The organism is Bradyrhizobium sp. S69 (genome assembly GCF_009766005.1).
In the GTDB taxonomy this organism is placed as follows: domain Bacteria; phylum Pseudomonadota; class Alphaproteobacteria; order Rhizobiales; family Xanthobacteraceae; genus Bradyrhizobium.
In genome coordinates, this window is sequence record NZ_LMUK01000023.1 from 54,528 (window position 1) to 73,851 (window position 19,324).

The window sequence follows — 19,324 nt, forward strand, 5'->3', positions numbered from 1 at the left end:
CGTCCACTTGGCACGCCAGTTCCGCACCGGGCTCGGCGAACGAGCGAACCTCGCAGGTGCCTTCCCATTCCGGCATGTGCTGCCGGTGGAGCTGCATGAATTCGACCGCCGACGCCACCGCCTCCTCCTTGTCGCGCAGCTCGAAGATCGCGTAGCCGCCGATCAGCTCCTTGGTTTCCACGAACGGGCCATCGACGACGCTGAGTTTGCCGTCCGCGATCCTGACCTGCGCCCCCATGGCGACCGGCATCAACCCGCCACTGTCCAGCATCCTCCCGGCCTTGATCTCGCGGTCGGCCAGTTTGTGCATGGCCTCCATCAGTGCCGGCGTCGGATATTGATTGGGCCGCGGCGTGGTAACGATATACATGAAGCGCATCGAAAAACTCCCTGATCGAGGCGAGCCGCGGCCCCCCGGGGCTCGCGGAACTTCTCGCTATTGGGAACGACGAACGGGCCTATGGCGGATCGACAGGCCGGACAGAAAAAGTTTACGCCGGTCCCCGAGAATGTCACCCGGCCGGTGTATGTCGCCGCGGCGGGCCCGGGGGCGGAATCGTCCGCACGAAGCTCGGCCGTGCCGAATGGGTCTGGTGATAGCGGCCGAGCGGCGTGGAAACGTCCAGCATTTGACCGGATTCCGGCAGCAGTTTCAGGTAATGCAGCATCGGCAGAACATAAATGTCGGCCAGTGTGAAGCTATCGCCGACCAGATAGCCGCTCGGGGCGACCGTCTTGTCCAGCAGCGCGAGTTGCTCGCGTACTTTGGGCAGCAGCGCATCGATCCTCGCGCGATCGGGCTTGCCGTCGGCGGTCATGGGAAAGGCGTAGGCGAGCAGATAGGTCCGGATCAGCAATGGATCCAGCAGGGTATTGACCAGCGACACCCATTGCTCGGTGAGCGCGCCAAGCCGCGGATCGGCGGGGATCAGCCGAGGCTCCGGAAAAGTGCGATCGAGATAGGTCGCGATGGCCTTGGATTCGCAGAGCATGAAGTCGCCATGGCGCAGCACCGGCATCCGGCCAAAGGGATGGATCGCAAAAATCTCGGGCGCAGCCAGCTCGGCCTCGGTCAGCGAATAGTCGATCCCTTTCTCCTCGCAAACCATGCGCACGACGCGCGTATAGCTCGATCGCGACGAGCCGATGATTTCCGGCTTTGACATGCCTTGGGCTCCCGCTATGCGCCGACCATCCTCGCCATTCGGTCACAACTTGCCGACCAGCCGCGATCGTGGTTGTCGCGGGCCAGCCTGGTCTCAAAGCTCTGTTGCACCAACACGATCCGCGTCCCGCCGGGCGCCGGCTCGAAACGGACAGAGACCTTGGTCTCGTGGCCGCGCATGCCGGACGCATCCTCCCAAGCCCAGGTAAAGGCGAGCCGGCGCGGCGGCTCAACGATATGATAGACCCCACTGGTCGCGATGGTGGCGCCATCCGGTCGGCGCAGCATGGTGCGCCAGCGCCCTCCCGGTCTCACATCGAGCGTATCGACCAAGGCCTCGTAGCCGTCGGGGGCCCACCATTTGACGAGTTCAGCCGGCCTCACCCAGAGATCAAACAGCATTTCAGGCGGCGACGGAATCAGGCGCTCCAACCGAAGCGTGGTCTCTTCCGGGTCGCTCATGTCTTTCTCCGTTTCGACGTCCTCGCCGCCGCCAGCGCCTCCAGCCGATCGAGCGCACCCGTCCAATATCGCTGCTGCCGCGAAAGCCATTTCTCCGCCGGTCGGAGCGCGTCGGCGCGAATCCGTACATAACGCCATTGCCGCTCGACGCGGCGCTCGATCAGCCCGGCCCGCTCCAGCACCTGCAGATGACGGGTGACCGCAGGGGCACTGATATCAAAGGGTTTGGCGACATCGCCGACCGAGAGTTCGCCGGAGGACAGAAGACGTTCGATGATGGCCCGCCGCGTCGGATCGGCGAGGGCCGAGAACACGTGATCAAGCTGGGGAGCCGAGGTGGACATCGAAAGCCGTTATTCAAATGGGCTAATACTTAATGCATATGTTAATTAACATACATGTTTATTAATATAACGCAACAGCCTCGTTACGGCGCGATCCAACGCTCAATCTCTTAGGGCGTTATGAAGTCAGGTTGAGTTGGCGCAGCATGCTCAGTCTGCTCCCTCGCCCCGCTCTTGCGGGGTCGAGACGAGCAAAGCCCGCTCTTGGAGGGTTGGGGTGAGGGACTGCTTCCACGAAAACGGTGAGCGTAAGACTCGCGGACAGTCCCCCTCACCCGGATCGCATCTAGCGATGCGATCCAACCTCTCACCGCAAGCGGGGCGAGGTCAAGCAAATCGGCGCCGATCGATTGCAGCGATCTCGACCCGCCCCGCGCGTCTACTGCCGCAGCATGATCAGCGGATCGGCGCTGTCGGGCACCCGGCGCCATTGGGCGTTGTCGTCGGCCTCGAACGACCAGGTGTCGCCGCGGGCCGACTGCAGCAGGATCTGGCCGTGATCGAGCCGCCACTGCGTCGGCGCAAAGGCGGCAATGGCCGGATCGCATTTGGGCTTGAGGAAGACCTGGAAATTGTCCGCCGTCGCCTCGGTATTGGTCAGGGTCAGGCCGCAGATCTGGTCGCCGTTGCCGCGGACCATCGCCCAGTCGCCGATCATCTGGTCCATGGATTTCGCCAGCGAGCGCGCCGCGGCGAGGTTTTGCAGGATATAGACCCCCTCGCCGGTCCGAAGCCCCTCGAAAATCCCGGTTTCGACTTCGGTGAAATCGATCACCGGCTGACCCGTGGCATCCTGCAAGCGAACGATATCGCCGAGCCCCTTGATGCTCCAGGAGTTGATGTCGACGGTGAACGGCAGCGCCTTGGGGCACGCAGGCTCGAGCTCGAGCTTCATGCCGAGCGGCGTCGCATCGCTCTTCAGGGTGATCACGCAGGTCTTGCTGCGTTCGGTGGTCGAGAGTTCCCACTGCCCGACCATGTCTTTTTTCAGGGTCGAGGTATCCTGCGCCCGCGCCGGCGCGCCGCAGGCCATCGCCGCCACCAGGGCGACGATGGCGATGCGCGCGCGACGGCTTGTCATCGGCGGGCCTTGTCGCATCAGCGTGGCTTGGCCGGGGTTTCCGCAACCGGGGTCAGCGGCGGCTTGCCGGCAAACCAGGTTTTCAGATTGTCGACCACGAGTTGATCCATCGCATTGCGCGTCACCACCGACGCCGAGCCGATATGCGGCAGCAGCACGACATTCTGCATCGCCTTCAATTCGTCCGGCACATTCGGTTCTTTTTCGAACACATCGAGGCCGGCGGCCAGGATGGTCCCGGATTTCAGCGCCGCGATCAAAGCCTGCTCGTCGATCACGGTGCCGCGCGCGACATTGATGATGACGCCGCGCGGCCCCAGCGCCTTCATCACCTCGGCGTTGACCATCTTGTTGGTGCTGGCCCCGCCGGGAACGATCACCACCAGCGTATCGACCGCCTTCGCCATCTCGATCAAATCGGGATAGTGCTTGTAGGAGACGCCGGCCGCCGGATTGCGGGTGTGATAGACCACTGGAACCAGCGAGGCGTCGAGCCGGCGCGCGATCGCCTGGCCGATACGGCCCATGCCGACCATGCCGACCTTGCGGTCGCGCAGCGATCCGACGCTGAGCGGGAAATTCTGCGTCGACCACAGCCCCGACCGCAGATAACGATCGGCCTTGACGAATTCGCGGACGGTCGAGATCAACAACCCGAACGCGATGTCGGCGACTTCCTCGGTCAGCACGTCGGGCGTGTTGGTGACGATGATGTTGTGGTCACGCGCGTAATTGGCGTCGACATGGTCGTAGCCGACACCGAAGCTGGAGACGATCTCGAGCTTCGGGAACCTGGCCAGCGTGGTGCCGTCGCCCCGCACCGAATTATAGGTGATGGCGGCGCCCCGGATTTTCGCGGCGTCCGCCGCGCTGAGCCGTTCGAGGTCGTGCGTGGTCTCGAACTTGTGAAGGACGAATTGGTCGGAAAACCCATTGTCGACGATCGGCTTGCTTGGGCCGTAGATCAACAGATCGATCTTCTCGGACGAAATATTCCCACTCGGCATCAGTTTTCCTTTCGAAGCGCGCTCTCGTGCCAGCGCCGCAATATCAGGTGCGAAACTAGCGCGAGCAGCCCATAGATGACAATCCCGGCGGCGGAGAGCAACAGTAACGCGGCGAACATCCGGGGAATGTTGAGACGATAACCGGATTCCGCGATCCGGTAGGCAAGGCCCGAGCCCGCGCCGGCCGAGCCCGCAGCGATCTCGGCGACCACCGCGCCGATCAGCGACAGGCCGCCGGCGATCCGCAGGCCGCCCAGGATGAACGGCAGCGCCGCGGGCAATTTGAGATAGCGCAGCGTCTGCAGCCGCGAGGCGCCGTAGAGCTGAAACAGGCCGGCCAGATTGCGGTCCACCGAATTGAGGCCGAGCGTGGTGTTGGACAGCACCGGAAAAAATCCGACGATCCAGGCGCAGACGATCACCGCGGTGTGCTGTGGCAGGTAAATCAGCAACAGCGGCGCGATCGCGATCACCGGCGTGACTTGCAGGATCACCGCATAGGGAAACAGCGAATATTCCAGCCATTTCGATTGATTGAACAATAGCGCCAGCAAGATGCCGCCGACCGCGGCGGCGACGAATCCCTCCAATGTCGTCAGCAGGGTCGTCACCAGCGATTGCGACAGGATCGGCCAATCCCTCAGCAGCGTCTCAAAGACCGCCTGCGGTCCCGGCAGCACGTAAGGCGGAATATCGTTGATCCGCACCACGAGGCTCCATGCCGCAATGCCGGCCGCGAGTACCACGATCGGCAGCAGGATCCGGACCAGGCCCAACGAGCCGCTCACGGTGGAGCGATCGGGCGCGACCTGCCCGGTGGTCGATGCTGGCGGCGTCCGCGGGGAACTCATCACACCGGCTGTCCCTGGTGCAGCGGCGCCAACGCGTTGGAGACAATGCGGCAATAGCCGGCATATTCCACCGAGGTTCGAAAGTCCTCCTGGCGCGGTTGCGGCGCATCGATGCGAAATTCGGCGGCGATGCGTCCGGGCCGTGCGGTCATCACGATCACCCGCTGCGACAGATACACCGACTCGAACACCGAATGCGTGACGAAGATGACGGTCTTGCGCAGATCGCGCCAAAGCTTCAGCAGATCATTGTTGAGCCGAAAGCGCGTGATCTCATCGAGCGCAGCGAACGGCTCGTCCATCAACAGGATGTCCGGATCGGTGACCAGCGCACGCGCCAGCGAAACCCGCATCTTCATACCGCCGGACAATTCGCGCGGAAAAGCACCGGCGAATTCACCGAGCCCTACCTGCGCCAGCGCCTGATCGACGCGCGCGTTGGCTTCCGGAGGCGGCGTGTGCGCGAGCTTGAGGGGCAGCCGCACGTTCTCGCGGACGCTGGCCCATGGCATCAAGGTCGGCTCCTGAAACACAAAGCCGATGTCGCGCCCCGCGCGCGTCTGCGAGTTGCGACGCGAGACGTGGACAGTGCCGGACGTCGGCGTAGTGAGGCCCGCGATCAGGCGCAGCGCGGTCGACTTGCCGCAGCCCGACGGCCCGAGCAGCGACACGAATTCGCCCTGTCGTACGTCGAGATCGAGCGGGCCGAGCGCCAGCAGCCCATTGTCATAGCGCTTGGTCGCGCCGCGCAGGCTGACCGCGAGGCTGCCGAGAACGTTTTCGGACAAAGCGGGATCGGGCATTGCGCCTCTAGAGTGGGATGACTTTTAATTGAGTCGGTCTGGCCCAGCAGTTCAAACCACCTCTCCCCGTCGGGGAGAGGTGGTTTGCGCAGCAAATCGGGTGAGGGCGCTTAACGAGAGGCCGTAACCCCTCACCCCAACCCTCTCCCAACGGGAGAGGGAGCGCGCTGCAGTTGTCGATACAACTCGATCCAATCTCATCATGCCCTAGTTCTTGTCCTTGGGCCGCAAATCGACGCCGACGCCCTTGTTGGCGAAACGCAGCGTGTAGCCCTTGCGGAAGTCGATATCGGAATGCACCACGCCGGCGCGAACCATCTTGTCGAAGAAGCTGGCGACCCGCTCATCGGTCATGGCGCCGATGCCGTTTTTCACCGCATCGCCGGAATCGACGATGCCGTATTCCTTCAGCTTGGCGACGGAATAGGCCAGCAAATCGTCGGTCATTTCCGGATTGAGTTTCTTGATCAGCGCATTGCCGGGCGCGTTATCGCCGTACAGATAGTGGTACCAGCCGACGATCGAGGCGTCGACGAAGCGCTGCACCAGATCCGGCTTCTTGTCGATCAGGTCGCTGCGGGTTTCGATCAAGGTCGAATAGGTGTTGAAACCATAATCCGCCAGCAACAGCACGCCGGGCTTGAACTTGGCGGCTTGTTCGACCGCGTAAGGCTCGGACGTGACGTAACCCTGCATCGCGCTCTGCTTGTCGGCGACGAACGGCTGCGAATTGAACGTGTAGGGCCTGACCTTGTCCTCGCTGAATTTGTATTCCGATTTCAGCCATTGAAAATAGCTCGCGATGCCCTCCTTGGACACGAACAACGTCAGCGGCTTGAGATCTTCCAGTTTGGCGACCTTCGATTCCGGGTGGGTCAGGAAGACCTGCGGATCCTTCTGGAACATGGCGGCGACCTCGACCACCGGGACCTTATTGGCGACGGCGTCGAACGATTGCAGCGTGTTGGCGCTGAGGAAGAAGTCGAGCTTGCCGGCGATCAGCAGCATGCGGTTGTTGTCGTTGGGGCCGCCGGGCACGATGGTGACGTCGAGCCCATATTGCTTGTAGGTGCCGTCGGCCAGGGCCTGGAAAAATCCGCCCTGCTCCCCCTCCGGGAGCCAATTGGTTCCGAACGAGACCTTGTCCAGCGTCTGCGCGCCGGCCGAGGACATCGCCAGCGCCGCGGCGAACATAGCCGCCGTTAACGCTCGTGGCAAAAGGTCCGGGTTCATGATTAGACTCCGTCGATCATTTTGGCCCATGATGGGAGGCACCGGTCCGGTGCGGTCGCGATCTATGGCCGCTTTTCGGGCATAGGACAAACTAGCTTGCACGCTACTTTTCAAACTAGCTCGCAAACTACCCTGCAAATTGGCCGAAAGAAACGCCTGGCTCGATGACCTCACCCGTTCCACGCCGCGACTGGACCGACATTCACTGGCCCGATATGGCCGGTGCCGATACGGCGCGGTGGATCGCGGTGCTGCCGCTGGCGGCGACCGAGCAGCATGGTCCGCATTTGCCGCTCGGCACCGACATCATGATCGCGCAGGCCTATCTGGCGCGGGTCGGTGAAATGCTGCCCGACACCATTCCGGCGACATTCCTGCCGCTGCAACCAATCGGGATTTCGACCGAGCACGTCGATTATCCAGGCACGCTGACGTTACCGACCGAAACCGCGCTGAAGAGCTGGATGGCGCTCGGGACCAGCGTCGCGCGCGCCGGCATCCGGAAACTCGTGCTGGTCACGAGCCATGGCGGCAACAGCGCGGCGATGACGCTGGTGGCGCAGGATCTGCGCGCGGAATATGGACTTCTCGCGGTCACCACCAGCTGGTCGCGGTTCGGCGCGCCGGATGGATTGTTCTCGGCCGAAGAACTGCGCCATGGCGTTCATGGCGGCGCGGTCGAGACCTCGATCATGCTGGCGCGCTATCCGCAAACCGTGCGCCGCGAGGCGATCGCCGATTTTCGCCCCAACAGCATCGCGATGGAAAAGGATTATCGCTGGCTCTCGGCCCATCGGCCGGCGCCATTGGCTTGGCAGGCGCAGGATATTCATCCCGCCGGCGCCGCGGGCGATGCGACGCAGGCCTCCGCGGAAAAAGGCGAACGCCTGCTCGATCATGGCGCCGCCGCGTTCTGTGAACTGCTCGCCGATATCGACAAATTCGATGCGACAACGCTCGCAGGCCGCCCGTAGGGCGGCATGACTTATCTTCGAATCGTCATCCCGGCCTAGGTCTTCGTTTGAGCATGATCTTTTCGGAAAACCGGTTTCCACTTTTCCGGATCATGCTCTAGGGCTGAGGCGCGCCGCTCACCGGTCCGTGATCGAACCGGATTCGAAGACGCTCCGTCCAACTGGGCATGCGGACCACAACGGTCCACCTGCACCAGGATGGAGTTTCTCATGCCGATCAAGACCAAAATCGCCGCACTCGCGCTCGCAGCCCTTGCCGTCACCGGCAGCATCGCCTCCACCACGCAATCCGCAGAGGCAAGAGGCCTTGGCTGGGGCATCGGTGGCGCGCTGATCGGCGCGGCTGTGGTCGGCAGCGCGATCGCTGCAAGCAATGACGGCTATTATTATAACGGCTATCGCCACTGCGGCTGGGTTCGCCAATTCGACGCCTACGGCAACTATGTGGGCCGCGTCCGCACCTGCAATTACTGAGGCACGCTCGGCCGAGCTTTTGCTGGCGCGCCTTTAAGACGCCAGCCGGCAGCCGCCTCGGCCGAACCCGCCTTTAATCCAGTGTTCGGCACGGAGCCTCATCCACCCCGTGTCGCACCCGACCCGCCCGGTTGTCCCCCCGGGCGGGTCATCCCTTTTGTCGCGAACCTCTCACGCCGTCATTTGAGGTAGGACTGGATCGCCTCGATCAGCTCTTCGCCGCCCTCAAAGCGCTCCGCAGGCTTGGTCGGCTCAACCACATGCTCGCGGATGTGATCTTCGATCACTTCGCCCATCAGGCCATTGATGCCGCCGCGCGCCGCGGCAATCAGATGCAGCACCTCGGGACAGTTCTTCTCTTCATCAAGCGCACGTTCGATCGCATCGATTAATCCGCGCACGCGGCGCACGCGATTGAGCAACTTGGCCTTCTCACGAAGTGCTTGGGTCATCGCGGTTGACACTGCCTTTTTATATAGGGTAGGGGGTATATATCGAAGCTGGGCGATGAAGTCACCCGGTTCTCGTCAAACGGCATAATCGGAAGATCATGGGCAGTACCACCATCGATGGCGCTTCTCCGGCGCAGACCGGACCGGGCACCGTCATCCATTTGAGTTTTCGCGGCAGCAACGGCCGCGCGACGACGCGGTCTCGCTCGGGCCGCTAGTCTCGCGCTCACCGTGGTCCGCGACCTGCGGACGTGAGGTGAGCGATGTTTCAACGGGCAAATCTTCGCAAGCACGGCCGTCGTCCGTCGGCGTCTGCACGCTCCCCAAGACTCCCGCCAAGACTCCCGCCAAGGCTGCCCCAAAGCCTGTCCCAGCCGCCCCTCCGGCTGTTGCACGACTGTCACATATCGATGCCATTCAAGGCAGACCTCCCGTATCCTTCCCAACAATTGCGAATCATTTGCAATGATGGAGGGATGGCACCCTTTGATTTGGCGTCCAATCGGAGAAACGGCGTCGAACCCGGCGATGAAACCGTTCGCCTGATTTCCTTCCTGATTTCCCTGGTGGCAGCACGACGGCAATCCGCAGCGATGACAAGAAAGACCGCCGTAATGTTCGCGCCAGGTAAATTCCGATGAAGCGCCGCCGAAGCGCGAAATGCGCGTACCCGGGCACTCAGCTTAGCATACTGGGGCTCGGCATGCTGGGGCTCGGCACGCTGGCGCTCGCCAATTCCGCGAACGCCGCGGATCTGCCACTCAAGGCGCCGGCGCTGCAAACCGTTTACAACTGGACCGGATTTTATATCGGCGGCCATGTCGGTTATGGCGGCGGCAGCTTAGGGCCCGGCACCAATGCGGTCCCCGGCGAGGGCGTGTTCCTGCCGCCCAGCGTCACCGGGTTCATCGGTGGCTATCAGGCCGGCTATGTCCGGCAATTTTCCAACCATGTCGTGCTCGGCATCGAGGCCGATGCGTCGTTCGAAAGCCCGCTCGATGCCGTGCGGCAAGCGCCCGCTCCCTTCAACGCGACGGTCGATTATTTCAGCACGGTGCGCGGCCGGGTCGGATACGCCTTCGACCGATGGCTGCCGTATCTGACCGGCGGCTTTGCCTGGGGGCACAGCCACCTCAATATCAACGACAGTGCCGGCAGCATCTTTGCGACACCGGGCCAGATCCAGACCGGTTGGACCGCCGGTGCCGGCGTCGAGTTCGCGGTGAGCGGCAACTGGAGCGCCCGGCTCGAATATGACTACGTCGATCTCGGACGCCGGATGGTTGACCTCTCCAGCTATGGGCTGCCTAACGTCAGCGTCGAACCCAATGTCAACCTCGTCAAGCTTGGACTGAACTATCGCTTTGACGACATCGCGCTGGGGATCAATCAGCCTGCCGCCAATATTAAGACCGCGCTGCCGGAATCCGACGCATGGAACGTGCATGCGCAAACCACGTTCCTGCCCTCGGTCTATCCGGCCTTCCGCTCGCCCTACGCGGGCGCCAACAGCCTGCCCGGCGGCGGGCTGGCGCAGGAAACCTGGACCACGACGGCCTTCCTCGGCGTGCGGCTGTGGCAGGGCGGCGAGTTCTATTTCGATCCTGAAATGGCACAGGGATTTGGCATCGGCGGCACGCTCGGCCTCGCCGGCTTCTCGAATGGCGAGGCGCAGAAGGCCGGCGCCGCCGAGCCGAAAATCCGCCCGCAGCGTTATTATCTCAAGCAGACCTTCGGCCTCGGCGGCGAACAGGAAGACGTTGCTGATGGCGCCAATCAATTGGCCGGCAAACGCGACATCGACCGGGTCACGCTGATTGTCGGCCGTTTTGCGGTCGGCGATTTCTTCGACAACAACGCTTACGCGCACGATCCGCGCGCCGACTTCATGAACTGGGCGATGTGGTCGTCGGCGGCGTATGATTTCCCGGCCGACCTGCCGGGCTATACCCGCGGCGCGGTGGTCGAACTCAATCGCAAGGACTGGGCGGTGCGCGCCGGCGTGTTCGAAGTGCCCAACGCGCCCAACAGCGACGTTCTGGTGTTGAACGGCAACAACTACGGCACGGTCGCCGAACTCGAAGAACGCTATTCGCCGTTCGATCAGCCCGGCAAACTTCGGCTCGGCATTTTTGCCAACCGCGGCGATACCGGAAATTACAATCAGTCGCTGTCGATCGAGAATGCCGACCCTTCGCTCGATATCAACACGGTGATGGCGAGCATCCGCCAGCCCAACCTCAAATACGGCTTCTACCTCAACGCCGAACAGCAGATCGTCAAGGACGTCGGGCTGTTCGCGCGGGCGAGCTGGAACGACGGCCAGAACGAAATCCTGTCGTTCACCGATATCGACCGCAGCGTTTCAGGCGGCTTGTCGATCAAGGGCAGCTTCTGGGGGCGCGCCAGCGATACGATCGGCATCGGCGGCGCGGTCAACGGCCTTTCGCAGGCGCATCGCGATTTCCTCGCCGCCGGCGGCCTCGGCCTCTTGATCGGCGACGGCCAGCTCAACTATCGTCCGGAGCAGATCTTCGAAACCTACTACGCCTACGCGGTCAGGGAAGGTTTCACGGTCACCGGCGACTATCAGCTCATCACAAATCCCGCCTATAACGCCGACCGCGGGCCGGTCTCCGTCTTCTCGGCCCGCCTGCACGGCGAATTCTAACGCATGATCCGGCAACACCAAGAGGGCGGCTGATAATGGCGCTTCAGGACATTCGCCCGGCTGCCGTTGCGCAGGCGTTGCGGCCCAACATCTGGGACATGGTCGCGCTGATCCTGGTGACCGGCGCCATGGTGCTGATCGTTTACGGCGGCGAGCAGACCACGGCGCCGCTGTCGGCGCTCGATGTCGCGCCGGTGTCGCTCGATCCGGCCAACCTGCCGCTCTATGCGCTGCGCACCACGATGCGGATGCTGCTGGCGATCGTCTGCTCCATCATCTTCACCTTCATCTATGCGGCGCTGGCCGCCAAGAGCCGGCGCGCCGAGATGGTGCTGATCCCGCTGCTCGATATCCTGCAATCGGTGCCGATCCTGGGCTTTCTGACCTTCACGGTCGTGTTCTTCATGAACCTGTTTCCCGGCCGGGTGTTCGGCGCCGAACTCGCCTGCGTGTTCGCGATCTTCACCAGCCAGGCCTGGAACATGACGTTCAGCATGTACCAGTCGATGCGCAACGTGCCGAAGGATCTGGAAGAGGCCTCGCAGAGTTTCCATCTCAGCGGATGGCAGCGCTTCTGGCGGCTCGACGTTCCGTTCGCGATGCCGGGCCTGATCTGGAACACGATGATGTCGATGTCCGGCGGCTGGTTCTTCGTGGTGGCCTCGGAGGCCATCACGGTCGGCAACACCACCGTGACCTTGCCCGGCATCGGCTCCTATGTCGCGCTGGGCATTGAAAAGCAGAATCTGCCCGCGATCGGCTATGCGATCCTGACCATGCTGCTGGTGATCATCGCCTACGACCAGTTGCTGTTTCGCCCCGTGGTGGCCTGGGCCGACAAATTCCGCTTCGAGCAGACCGCGTCCGCCAGCGCGCCGACGTCCTGGATGCTCGATTTGTTTCGGCGAACGCGCGCGTTGCGGGCGCTGTCGTTGCCGTTCGCCGCGCTGAACAAGATCATCTCGAATTTGCACATTGCGGTGCCGGCGTCATTGAAGATGGCATCGGGCAAGCATCGCCAGCCGTCGCGCATCATCGATGCGCTCTGGCTCGGCATCATCGTCGCCAGCACCGGCTATGCCGCGTGGCGGATTTACCAATATCTCTCGGCAACCCTGAGCCTGTCGGACGTGCTGAGCGCCTTCGGGTACGGATTGATTACGCTCGCCCGCGTCGTCGTGCTGATCGCGCTGGCGACCTTGATATGGGTTCCGATCGGCGTCTGGATCGGGCTGCGGCCAAAGCTCGCCGAGCGGGTGCAGCCACTGGCGCAGTTCCTGGCGGCGTTTCCCGCCAATCTCGCCTTCCCGGTATTCGTGGTGGGGATCGTTCGCTACGGCCTCAATGCGAATGTCTGGCTCAGCCCGCTGATGATCCTGGGCACGCAATGGTACATCCTGTTCAATGTCATTGCCGGCGCCAGCGCCTTCCCGAGCGACCTGCGCGAGGCCGCTTCCAGCCTGCACCTGAAGGGTTGGCGATGGTGGGTCAAGGTCGTGTTGCCCGGCATCTTCCCGTATTACATCACCGGCGCGATCACCGCGTCCGGCGGCTCGTGGAATGCCTCGATCGTCGCGGAGGTCGCAAGCTGGGGCAACACCCATCTGTCGGCCACCGGGCTTGGTGCCTATATAGCCAACGCGACCGAAAACGGTGATTTCCCGCGCGTCGTTCTCGGCATCGCCATCATGTGCATTCTGGTGACGTTGTTCAATCGGCTGCTGTGGCGGCCCCTCTATGCCTTCGGCGAGCGCCGTCTTCGGCTCGGCTGACCAGGAGAAAAGCGATGCTCGATCAAATCAAACCGTCCAGCCTGCTCGATATCCGCAGCGTCTGCCGCTCGTTCCCCAAGGGCAGCGGCGAGGACCTGCTGGTGCTCGACAAGGTGGATCTCACGATTCACTCCGGCGAAATCGTCGGCCTGCTCGGCCGCTCCGGATCGGGCAAATCGACCCTGTTGCGCATCATCGCAGGGCTGGTCGCGCCCTCCTCCGGCGAAGCCAAATGCCGGGGCGAGGCCATCGCGGGCCCGCCGAACGGCGTCGCCATGGTGTTCCAGTCGTTCGCGCTGTTTCCCTGGCTCACCGTGCTGCAAAACGTCGAACTCGGCCTCGAAGCACTCGGCATCGAAGCCGCCGAGCGCCGCACCCGGGCGCTGGCCGCGATCGACTTGATCGGCCTTGACGGCTTCGAGTCCGCTTATCCCAAGGAATTGTCGGGCGGCATGCGCCAGCGCGTCGGGTTTGCGCGAGCTTTGGTGGTGCATCCCGACCTCTTGCTGATGGACGAGCCGTTCTCCGCGCTCGACGTGCTGACCGCCGAGACGCTGCGTACCGACCTGATCGATCTGTGGATCGAAGGCCGGTTGCCGATCAAATCGGTGCTGATCGTCACCCATAACATCGAGGAAGCGGTCTTGCTGTGCGACCGCATCCTGGTGTTTTCATCCAACCCCGGCCGGGTGGCGGCCGAGATCAAGGTCGAGCTGCCGCATCCGCGCAATCGTCTCGATCCGACCTTCCGCCAACTGGTCGACAGCATCTATGCCCGCATGACCCAGCGCGCCGAGCCGAGGTCGCCTTCGATCGAGGGTATTCACGGCACCGGCGTCGGCATGGTGCTCAACCACATTTCGTCCAACGTTCTGTCGGGCCTGATCGAGACGCTGGCAGGGGCGCCCTATAACGGCCACGCCGACTTGCCGGTGTTGGCCAACAGCCTGCAACTGGAGGCCGACGAGATCTTCCATTTCGGCGAGGCGTTGCAATTGCTGCGATTTGCCCAGCTCAGCGAAGGCGACCTGGTGCTATCGGATGCCGGCAAGCGGTTTGCCGATCTCGAGACCGACGCCCGCAAGCGGCTGTTCGCCGAGCATCTCATCAACTATGTGCCGATCATGGGCCTGATCCGCCGCGTGCTCGACGAGCGGCCGAGCCACACCGCGCCCGCCGCGCGTTTCCGCAACGAACTCGAAGATTACATGTCGGAAGACTACGCCGACGAAACGCTGAAGACGATCGTGTCGTGGGGTCGCTACGCCGAGCTGTTCGCCTACGACGAACAATCCGAATTATTCAGCCTCGAAAACCCGCATTGACGAGGCATCAAGCCTTCTGTCGGCATCACGGCGTTCGCGAGGCCGCCTTTTGCGGGCATTGCTTCAAGCGCTCGATCAACCATCGGCCGGCCGGACCGGGCGGCGCAGCACTCGGATAGACCGCGGACATCGGCATCATGAAGCCGTCGTGCGGACCATCCTCGATCGACAACTCGTGAAGCCGCCCCGAAGCGAGCTCCTCCTTGACGGCAAGGAACGGCATGCTGCCCCACCCGAGCCCGTTGAGCAGGAAGGCGTGTTTGGCGCCGAGATCCGCGAAGCGCCAGGTCGTCGGCGACATCACGCCGAACTCGCGTCCGGCCGACAGTTCGGAGCGATCGGTCAGCACCAACTGAATGTGTTTGGCCAACTCGGCTTTCGGGACGACGCCTGGTATTTTAGCCAGCGGATGTTCTCCCGAAGCCACCATCACCAGCAGCACGCTGGTCAATCGCTCGGTGCTCAGCTGCGGCGGGATGAAAGGCAACGAGCCCACGATGCCAAAACCGCAGCGGCCATCGAGCACCGGTTGAACGGTGCCGCCGAGTGCCTCGATATAAAGCCGCAACGGCGTCCGCGGAAATTGCAGCAAAAATGCCTTGGCGACTTCGGTCAGCGCCGCCATCGGAAACATCACGTCGACCACCACCGACAGTTCCGGCTCAAGCCCCGCGGCCATCCCCTTGGCGTGCGCCTTGAGCGCATCCACCCCGGCAGCGACGATCCGCGCATGGGCAAGCACCGCGGCACCTTGTGGCGTCAGCCGTGGCGAGCGCGAGGAGCGGTCGAACAGCGTGACCCCGATCTGATCCTCCAGATTACCGATGGTCTGGCTGACCACGGATTGCGCGCGGTTGAGCCTTCGGCCCGCCGCCGAGAAGCTGCCCTCGTCGGCGGCCGCGATAAACGCGCGCAATTGATCCAGAGACACGCCGTCCAGCACGAAGACCCCAACCTATCTGATTAACCGATGGATTGGATCGCAATATAGGGGCTTCTCACGATAGATCGCAAGGCGCATTTGTCGGGTGAATTTGTCTCAAACCGCCTGGCGGCGACCATCTGACATCGCCGGGCCTAAACCTGCTGGAGCAGCCTGATGACCGTATCGACCTTCGACCAGAGCACTACTCTGTCCACGCCAAGCCTCGTCCCCGCCTTCGGCCGCTTGTTGATCGCGGTGATATTCCTGCTCAGCGGCGTCGGTAAGATTTTTGCTCCCGACGCCACCCAAGCCTACATCGCGGCAGCGGGTCTGCCGCTTCCGTTCGTGGGCTACGTGATTGCGCTTGTGGTGGAAGTCGGCGGCGGACTGCTGCTGTTGCTGGGCTATCAAACCCGCTATGCCGCCCTCGGCCTTGCCATATTCACGGTCGCCGCCGCGATCGGCTTTCATCACAATTTCGCCGATCAGAACCAGATGATTCACTTCCTGAAGAACCTCGCCATCACCGGCGGCCTGCTTCAGATCTTTGCCTTCGGCCCCGGCAGCTTCAGCCTCGACGCGCGCGCCAAGCGCTAGAGCAGGGTCAATTCAGGTTGAGACTTGAGGGTGACCCATTCTTCTCCCTCGCCCCGCTCTTGAGTGAAGCTATCTCGGCCGTCATCCCCGGGATGAACGCAATTGCGTTCACCCGTGAGGTGCGCGCTCTTTCTTGCGCGCCTCGAAGGATGGCCGCACGCACTGCGCTGAACACCATCCTTCGAGGCGCGCCGAAGACGGCGCGCACCTCAGGATGACGGTTCTGGTGTGTCCCGGCCTCTTGCGGGGAGAGGTGAAGAGATAGCGGCGACCGCTTCAACTCGTTCTCATCACGCGTTGGGCGCGAACGAATCCGCGCGCGCCATCGCCCAGGCTTCGCGGAAGCGCACATCGCTGGTGCCGTCGATCAGTTCGCCCGGCCGCAGCGATGGATAGAGCTGCGCGAACGTGCACACTTCGGTGGTGGACGTGCGCTGCGAGAAATGGATCGGACGGATTTCCTGCGGATGTTCGAGGCCGGCCGCGGCGATCAGTTCGGTCAGCGCGTGCAGGGTCGAGTGGTGATAATTGTAGACCCGCTCGATCTTGTCCGGCACCACCAGCGCGCGGTTACGCGACGGATCCTGCGTGGTCACGCCGGTCGGACAGCGGTCGGTATGGCAGCTCAGCGACTGGATGCAGCCGAGCGAGAACATGAAGCCGCGCGCCGAATTGCACCAATCGGCGCCGATCGCCATAGCGCGCGCCAGGTCGAAGGCGGTCGCGACCTTGCCGGACGCGCCGATCTTGATGCGGTCGCGCGCATTGATGCCGATCAGCGCGTTGTGGACGAAATTGACGCCCTCGCGCATCGGCATGCCCAGATGATCCATGAATTCCAGCGGCGCTGCGCCGGTGCCGCCTTCATTGCCATCGACCACGATGAAGTCGGGATAGATTCCGGTCTGCAGCATCGCCTTGCAGATCGCCAGGAATTCCCAGGGGTGGCCGATGCAGAGCTTGAAACCGGCCGGCTTGCCGCCGGATAGCCGCCGCATCTCACCAATGAAAGCCACCATTTCCAGCGGCGTCGAAAACGCCCGGTGATAGGCCGGCGAGATACAATCCTCGCCCATCGCAACGCCCCTGATCTTGGAAATCTCCTCTGAAACCTTGGCCGCCGGCAGCACGCCGCCGTGCCCCGGCTTGGCGCCCTGGCTGACCTTCAACTCGACCATCTTGATCTGGTCGCCGGAGGCAACGCGCGCGAACTCCTCGGGGTCGAAAGAGCCGTCGCGGTGGCGGCAGCCGAAATAGCCGGAGCCGATTTCCCAGATGATGTCGCCGCCATTCTCGCGATGATAGGGGCTGAGGCCGCCTTCGCCGGTGTCATGGGCGAAGCCGCCCTTTTTGGCGCCGGCGTTCAGCGCCCGCACCGCGTTGGGGCTGAGCGCGCCAAAACTCATCGCCGAAATATTGAACACCGACGCCGAATACGGCTGCTTGCAATCCGGGCCGCCGATGGTGATGCGGAATTTCTCCTCGGCATGCGGCTTCGGCGCCATCGAATGGTGCATCCACTCATAGCCCTCGCGGTAGACATCCTCCTGGGTGCCGAACGGCCGCTTGTCGAGCACCATCTTGGCGCGCTGATAGACCAAAGCGCGGGTGTCGCGGGAAAACGGCATGCCGTCCTTCTCGCTTTCGAAGAAGTACTGCCGCATCTCCGGCCTGATCTCTTCGAGCAAAAAGCGGATATGCGCCGAGATCGGATAATTTCGCAGGACCGCGTGACTCTTCTGGGTGAGATCGCGGAAGCCGAGCAAGGTGAGCGCGCCGAAAATAACAATCGGAATCACGACCAGATCGAACACCTTGTGATCGACGATCCCGATGCCGAGCAGCAACGCGGTGACGACAGCGCAAATCGTCAGGACGATGAAGCGCGGAGAGAACGGAAGCATCAACGTTTCCATGGGACCCCTTGAGGCGGATTCCGCCGTGTTATTCCTCGTCGGCCGCAAGCCCAGCCGCCGACAGGCCTAAGCCGGCCACAAGCCTAATTCAAAACCCGGACAATCTGTACACGATATCCGGCGCGCCGGTCACCGATATGACAGCCGACGCCGGTGAGGCTATCGAATCCGACCGCGAAAGATCAATGCGCGCCGGCCCGGCGCTCCCTAGATTTTTGCAGTGCAGCGTAGCTTGCAGGATGCGGTTTTGAAGCCGCAGGTTTTACCGGGAGTCAGTGGGCATGCGGGCGCATCTGCTCGGGAATCCCGACCTTTTGCAGGCCACCTTGCGCCAGCCACGCATCGGTGCTCGCGATCGCGCGTTCGATATGATCCGAGGTCCGCGAGAAATCGTAAGGCGAGCCCACCAGCGGACACAACGGCGGCACCACATAATATTCGATCTCGGGGCCGATATCTTCCAACTCGCTGACCAATTGCCGCGCGATCAGCAAGGTCAACGCATGCAGCGCGTTGGCGACCGCACCCGTGGGCGGCGTATCGGTCGAGCAGGCATAGCCGGTCGGCAGGATGATCAGCCGCGTCGCGCCTTTGGCAATCGCGATCTTGATCGGGGTATTGCTCGATATCGCGCCGTCGGCGAGGTAGAAATTCTTGTAGGGGACCGGCGCGAAGGCGCCGGGAATCGCGGTTGATGCGATGATCGCCTGGGCGGCCGAGCCTTCCGACAGCACCACGCTGTCGCCGGTGACGATATCGGTCGCGACGATATGAATCGGGAGCTCGGCGTCCTGCAAATTGCGATAGGGCAGATGATCGTCGATCAGCTTCTGGATCCCGTCATGCGGGATCAGGAAATCCCGCCGCCGCAGAAACCCCAACAGCGTCCGCCAATTCACCGGAAAAACGTCGTGCCGCGTCAATCCACGCCAGATGGTCTCCAGTTGCAGGACGCCCTTCAGCGTGGGATCGCCGGCGTAATAGGCCCCGTTCAGGGCGCCGACGCTGGAGCCCACCACCATGTCCGCGGAAATCCCGCGGGCGGCGAGCGAATGCAACATGCCGACCTGAATGGCCCCGTAACTTCCGCCGCCCGCAAAAACCAAGGCTGTTTTCGCGGATCCCGTTCGATCGAGTATCTGCAAGGCTCAACGCTCCCTGATCACCGCGTCAGCAACCGGCCGCGCGACGTTCGGGGCGTTATAGCAGCGGAAAACGCTAGCGCACTATCAAGAAAAGGTTGGGGGATCGTGAGTGGTGCTGGCTAATGCG

At 62.8% G+C, this 19,324-nt stretch carries 19 protein-coding genes; 6 read left to right on the forward strand and 13 right to left on the reverse strand.

Annotation, left to right across the window (positions count from 1 at the left end; translation table 11 throughout):
- The 9 genes from GSQ88_RS07515 to GSQ88_RS07555 all read right to left on the reverse strand — a co-directional run.
- The coding region (locus tag GSQ88_RS07515) for a YciI family protein (protein ID WP_159006754.1) at positions 1 to 379 on the reverse strand (379 nt) is incomplete at its 3' end.
- A 133-nt stretch (positions 380 to 512) separates the two neighbouring features.
- On the reverse strand, positions 513 to 1,166 hold the full coding sequence (locus GSQ88_RS07520) for a glutathione S-transferase family protein (protein ID WP_159006755.1): 654 nt from the start codon (positions 1,164 to 1,166) through the stop codon (positions 513 to 515).
- A gap of 14 nt (positions 1,167 to 1,180) precedes the next feature.
- On the reverse strand, positions 1,181 to 1,627 hold the full coding sequence (locus GSQ88_RS07525; protein ID WP_159006756.1) for an SRPBCC family protein: 447 nt from the start codon (positions 1,625 to 1,627) through the stop codon (positions 1,181 to 1,183).
- Complete coding sequence (locus tag GSQ88_RS07530) at positions 1,624 to 1,971, reverse strand: ArsR/SmtB family transcription factor (RefSeq protein WP_159006757.1); 348 nt, start codon at positions 1,969 to 1,971, stop codon at positions 1,624 to 1,626. Before GSQ88_RS07530 ends, GSQ88_RS07525 begins: the two co-directional genes overlap by 4 nt.
- 379 nt (positions 1,972 to 2,350) lie before the next feature.
- Positions 2,351 to 3,004: an AprI/Inh family metalloprotease inhibitor gene (locus GSQ88_RS07535; RefSeq protein ID WP_502706705.1), complete on the reverse strand. Its 654-nt coding sequence runs from the start codon at positions 3,002 to 3,004 to the stop codon at positions 2,351 to 2,353.
- Positions 3,005 to 3,069: 65 nt separating this feature from the next.
- Positions 3,070 to 4,059 (reverse strand): 2-hydroxyacid dehydrogenase, encoded by a 990-nt coding sequence (locus tag GSQ88_RS07540; RefSeq protein ID WP_159006759.1) that lies wholly within the window; start codon positions 4,057 to 4,059, stop codon positions 3,070 to 3,072.
- On the reverse strand, positions 4,059 to 4,910 hold the full coding sequence (locus GSQ88_RS07545) for an ABC transporter permease (RefSeq protein WP_159006760.1): 852 nt from the start codon (positions 4,908 to 4,910) through the stop codon (positions 4,059 to 4,061). Before GSQ88_RS07545 ends, GSQ88_RS07540 begins: the two co-directional genes overlap by 1 nt.
- Positions 4,910 to 5,713 carry an ABC transporter ATP-binding protein gene (locus tag GSQ88_RS07550; RefSeq protein WP_159006761.1) on the reverse strand — a complete coding sequence of 268 codons (804 nt, stop codon included), beginning with the start codon at positions 5,711 to 5,713 and terminating at the stop codon, positions 4,910 to 4,912. Before GSQ88_RS07550 ends, GSQ88_RS07545 begins: the two co-directional genes overlap by 1 nt.
- Positions 5,714 to 5,920: 207 nt before the next feature.
- Positions 5,921 to 6,946, reverse strand: a complete 1,026-nt coding sequence (locus tag GSQ88_RS07555) for an ABC transporter substrate-binding protein (RefSeq protein WP_159006762.1) — start codon at positions 6,944 to 6,946, stop codon at positions 5,921 to 5,923.
- Between the two features lie 164 nt (positions 6,947 to 7,110).
- On the opposite strand from GSQ88_RS07555, the gene GSQ88_RS07560 reads away from it, so the two are divergent.
- A complete protein-coding gene (locus GSQ88_RS07560; RefSeq protein ID WP_159006763.1) occupies positions 7,111 to 7,920 on the forward strand; it encodes a creatininase family protein in 810 nt (269 codons plus the stop codon).
- A gap of 210 nt (positions 7,921 to 8,130) precedes the next feature.
- Positions 8,131 to 8,394 (forward strand): hypothetical protein, encoded by a 264-nt coding sequence (locus GSQ88_RS07565; protein ID WP_159006764.1) that lies wholly within the window; start codon positions 8,131 to 8,133, stop codon positions 8,392 to 8,394.
- A 179-nt stretch (positions 8,395 to 8,573) separates the two neighbouring features.
- On the opposite strand, the gene GSQ88_RS07570 is transcribed toward GSQ88_RS07565, so the two are convergent.
- Complete coding sequence (locus tag GSQ88_RS07570; RefSeq protein ID WP_159006765.1) at positions 8,574 to 8,846, reverse strand: metal/formaldehyde-sensitive transcriptional repressor; 273 nt, start codon at positions 8,844 to 8,846, stop codon at positions 8,574 to 8,576.
- Between the two features lie 703 nt (positions 8,847 to 9,549).
- Between GSQ88_RS07570 and GSQ88_RS07575 the strand changes: the two genes are divergently transcribed.
- The 3 genes from GSQ88_RS07575 to GSQ88_RS07585 are packed head-to-tail and all read left to right on the forward strand — an operon-like array spanning position 9,550 to position 14,614.
- Entirely contained in the window at positions 9,550 to 11,517 is a 1,968-nt protein-coding gene (locus tag GSQ88_RS07575; RefSeq protein ID WP_159006805.1) for a carbohydrate porin, read from the forward strand.
- A gap of 35 nt (positions 11,518 to 11,552) precedes the next feature.
- Complete coding sequence (locus GSQ88_RS07580) at positions 11,553 to 13,289, forward strand: ABC transporter permease (protein ID WP_159006766.1); 1,737 nt, start codon at positions 11,553 to 11,555, stop codon at positions 13,287 to 13,289.
- A 14-nt stretch (positions 13,290 to 13,303) separates the two neighbouring features.
- Entirely contained in the window at positions 13,304 to 14,614 is a 1,311-nt protein-coding gene (locus GSQ88_RS07585; protein ID WP_159006767.1) for an ABC transporter ATP-binding protein, read from the forward strand.
- 25 nt (positions 14,615 to 14,639) lie between these two features.
- Here the strand turns inward: GSQ88_RS07585 and GSQ88_RS07590 are convergent, their stop codons facing one another.
- Positions 14,640 to 15,557 (reverse strand): LysR family transcriptional regulator, encoded by a 918-nt coding sequence (locus GSQ88_RS07590; RefSeq protein ID WP_159006768.1) that lies wholly within the window; start codon positions 15,555 to 15,557, stop codon positions 14,640 to 14,642.
- A gap of 156 nt (positions 15,558 to 15,713) precedes the next feature.
- Here GSQ88_RS07590 and GSQ88_RS07595 point away from each other — a divergent pair, with 156 nt between their 5' ends.
- Positions 15,714 to 16,136 (forward strand): DoxX family protein, encoded by a 423-nt coding sequence (locus GSQ88_RS07595; RefSeq protein ID WP_159006769.1) that lies wholly within the window; start codon positions 15,714 to 15,716, stop codon positions 16,134 to 16,136.
- Positions 16,137 to 16,426: 290 nt separating this feature from the next.
- Here GSQ88_RS07595 and GSQ88_RS07600 read toward each other — a convergent pair whose 3' ends face one another.
- The gene (locus tag GSQ88_RS07600; RefSeq protein WP_159006770.1) at positions 16,427 to 18,052 is read right to left on the reverse strand and encodes an FMN-binding glutamate synthase family protein; all 1,626 of its coding nucleotides are present in this window, start codon (positions 18,050 to 18,052) and stop codon (positions 16,427 to 16,429) included.
- Between the two features lie 272 nt (positions 18,053 to 18,324).
- A complete protein-coding gene (locus GSQ88_RS07605) occupies positions 18,325 to 19,158 on the reverse strand; it encodes a patatin-like phospholipase family protein (protein ID WP_246735118.1) in 834 nt (277 codons plus the stop codon).
- Between the last annotated feature and the right edge of the window lie 166 nt (positions 19,159 to 19,324).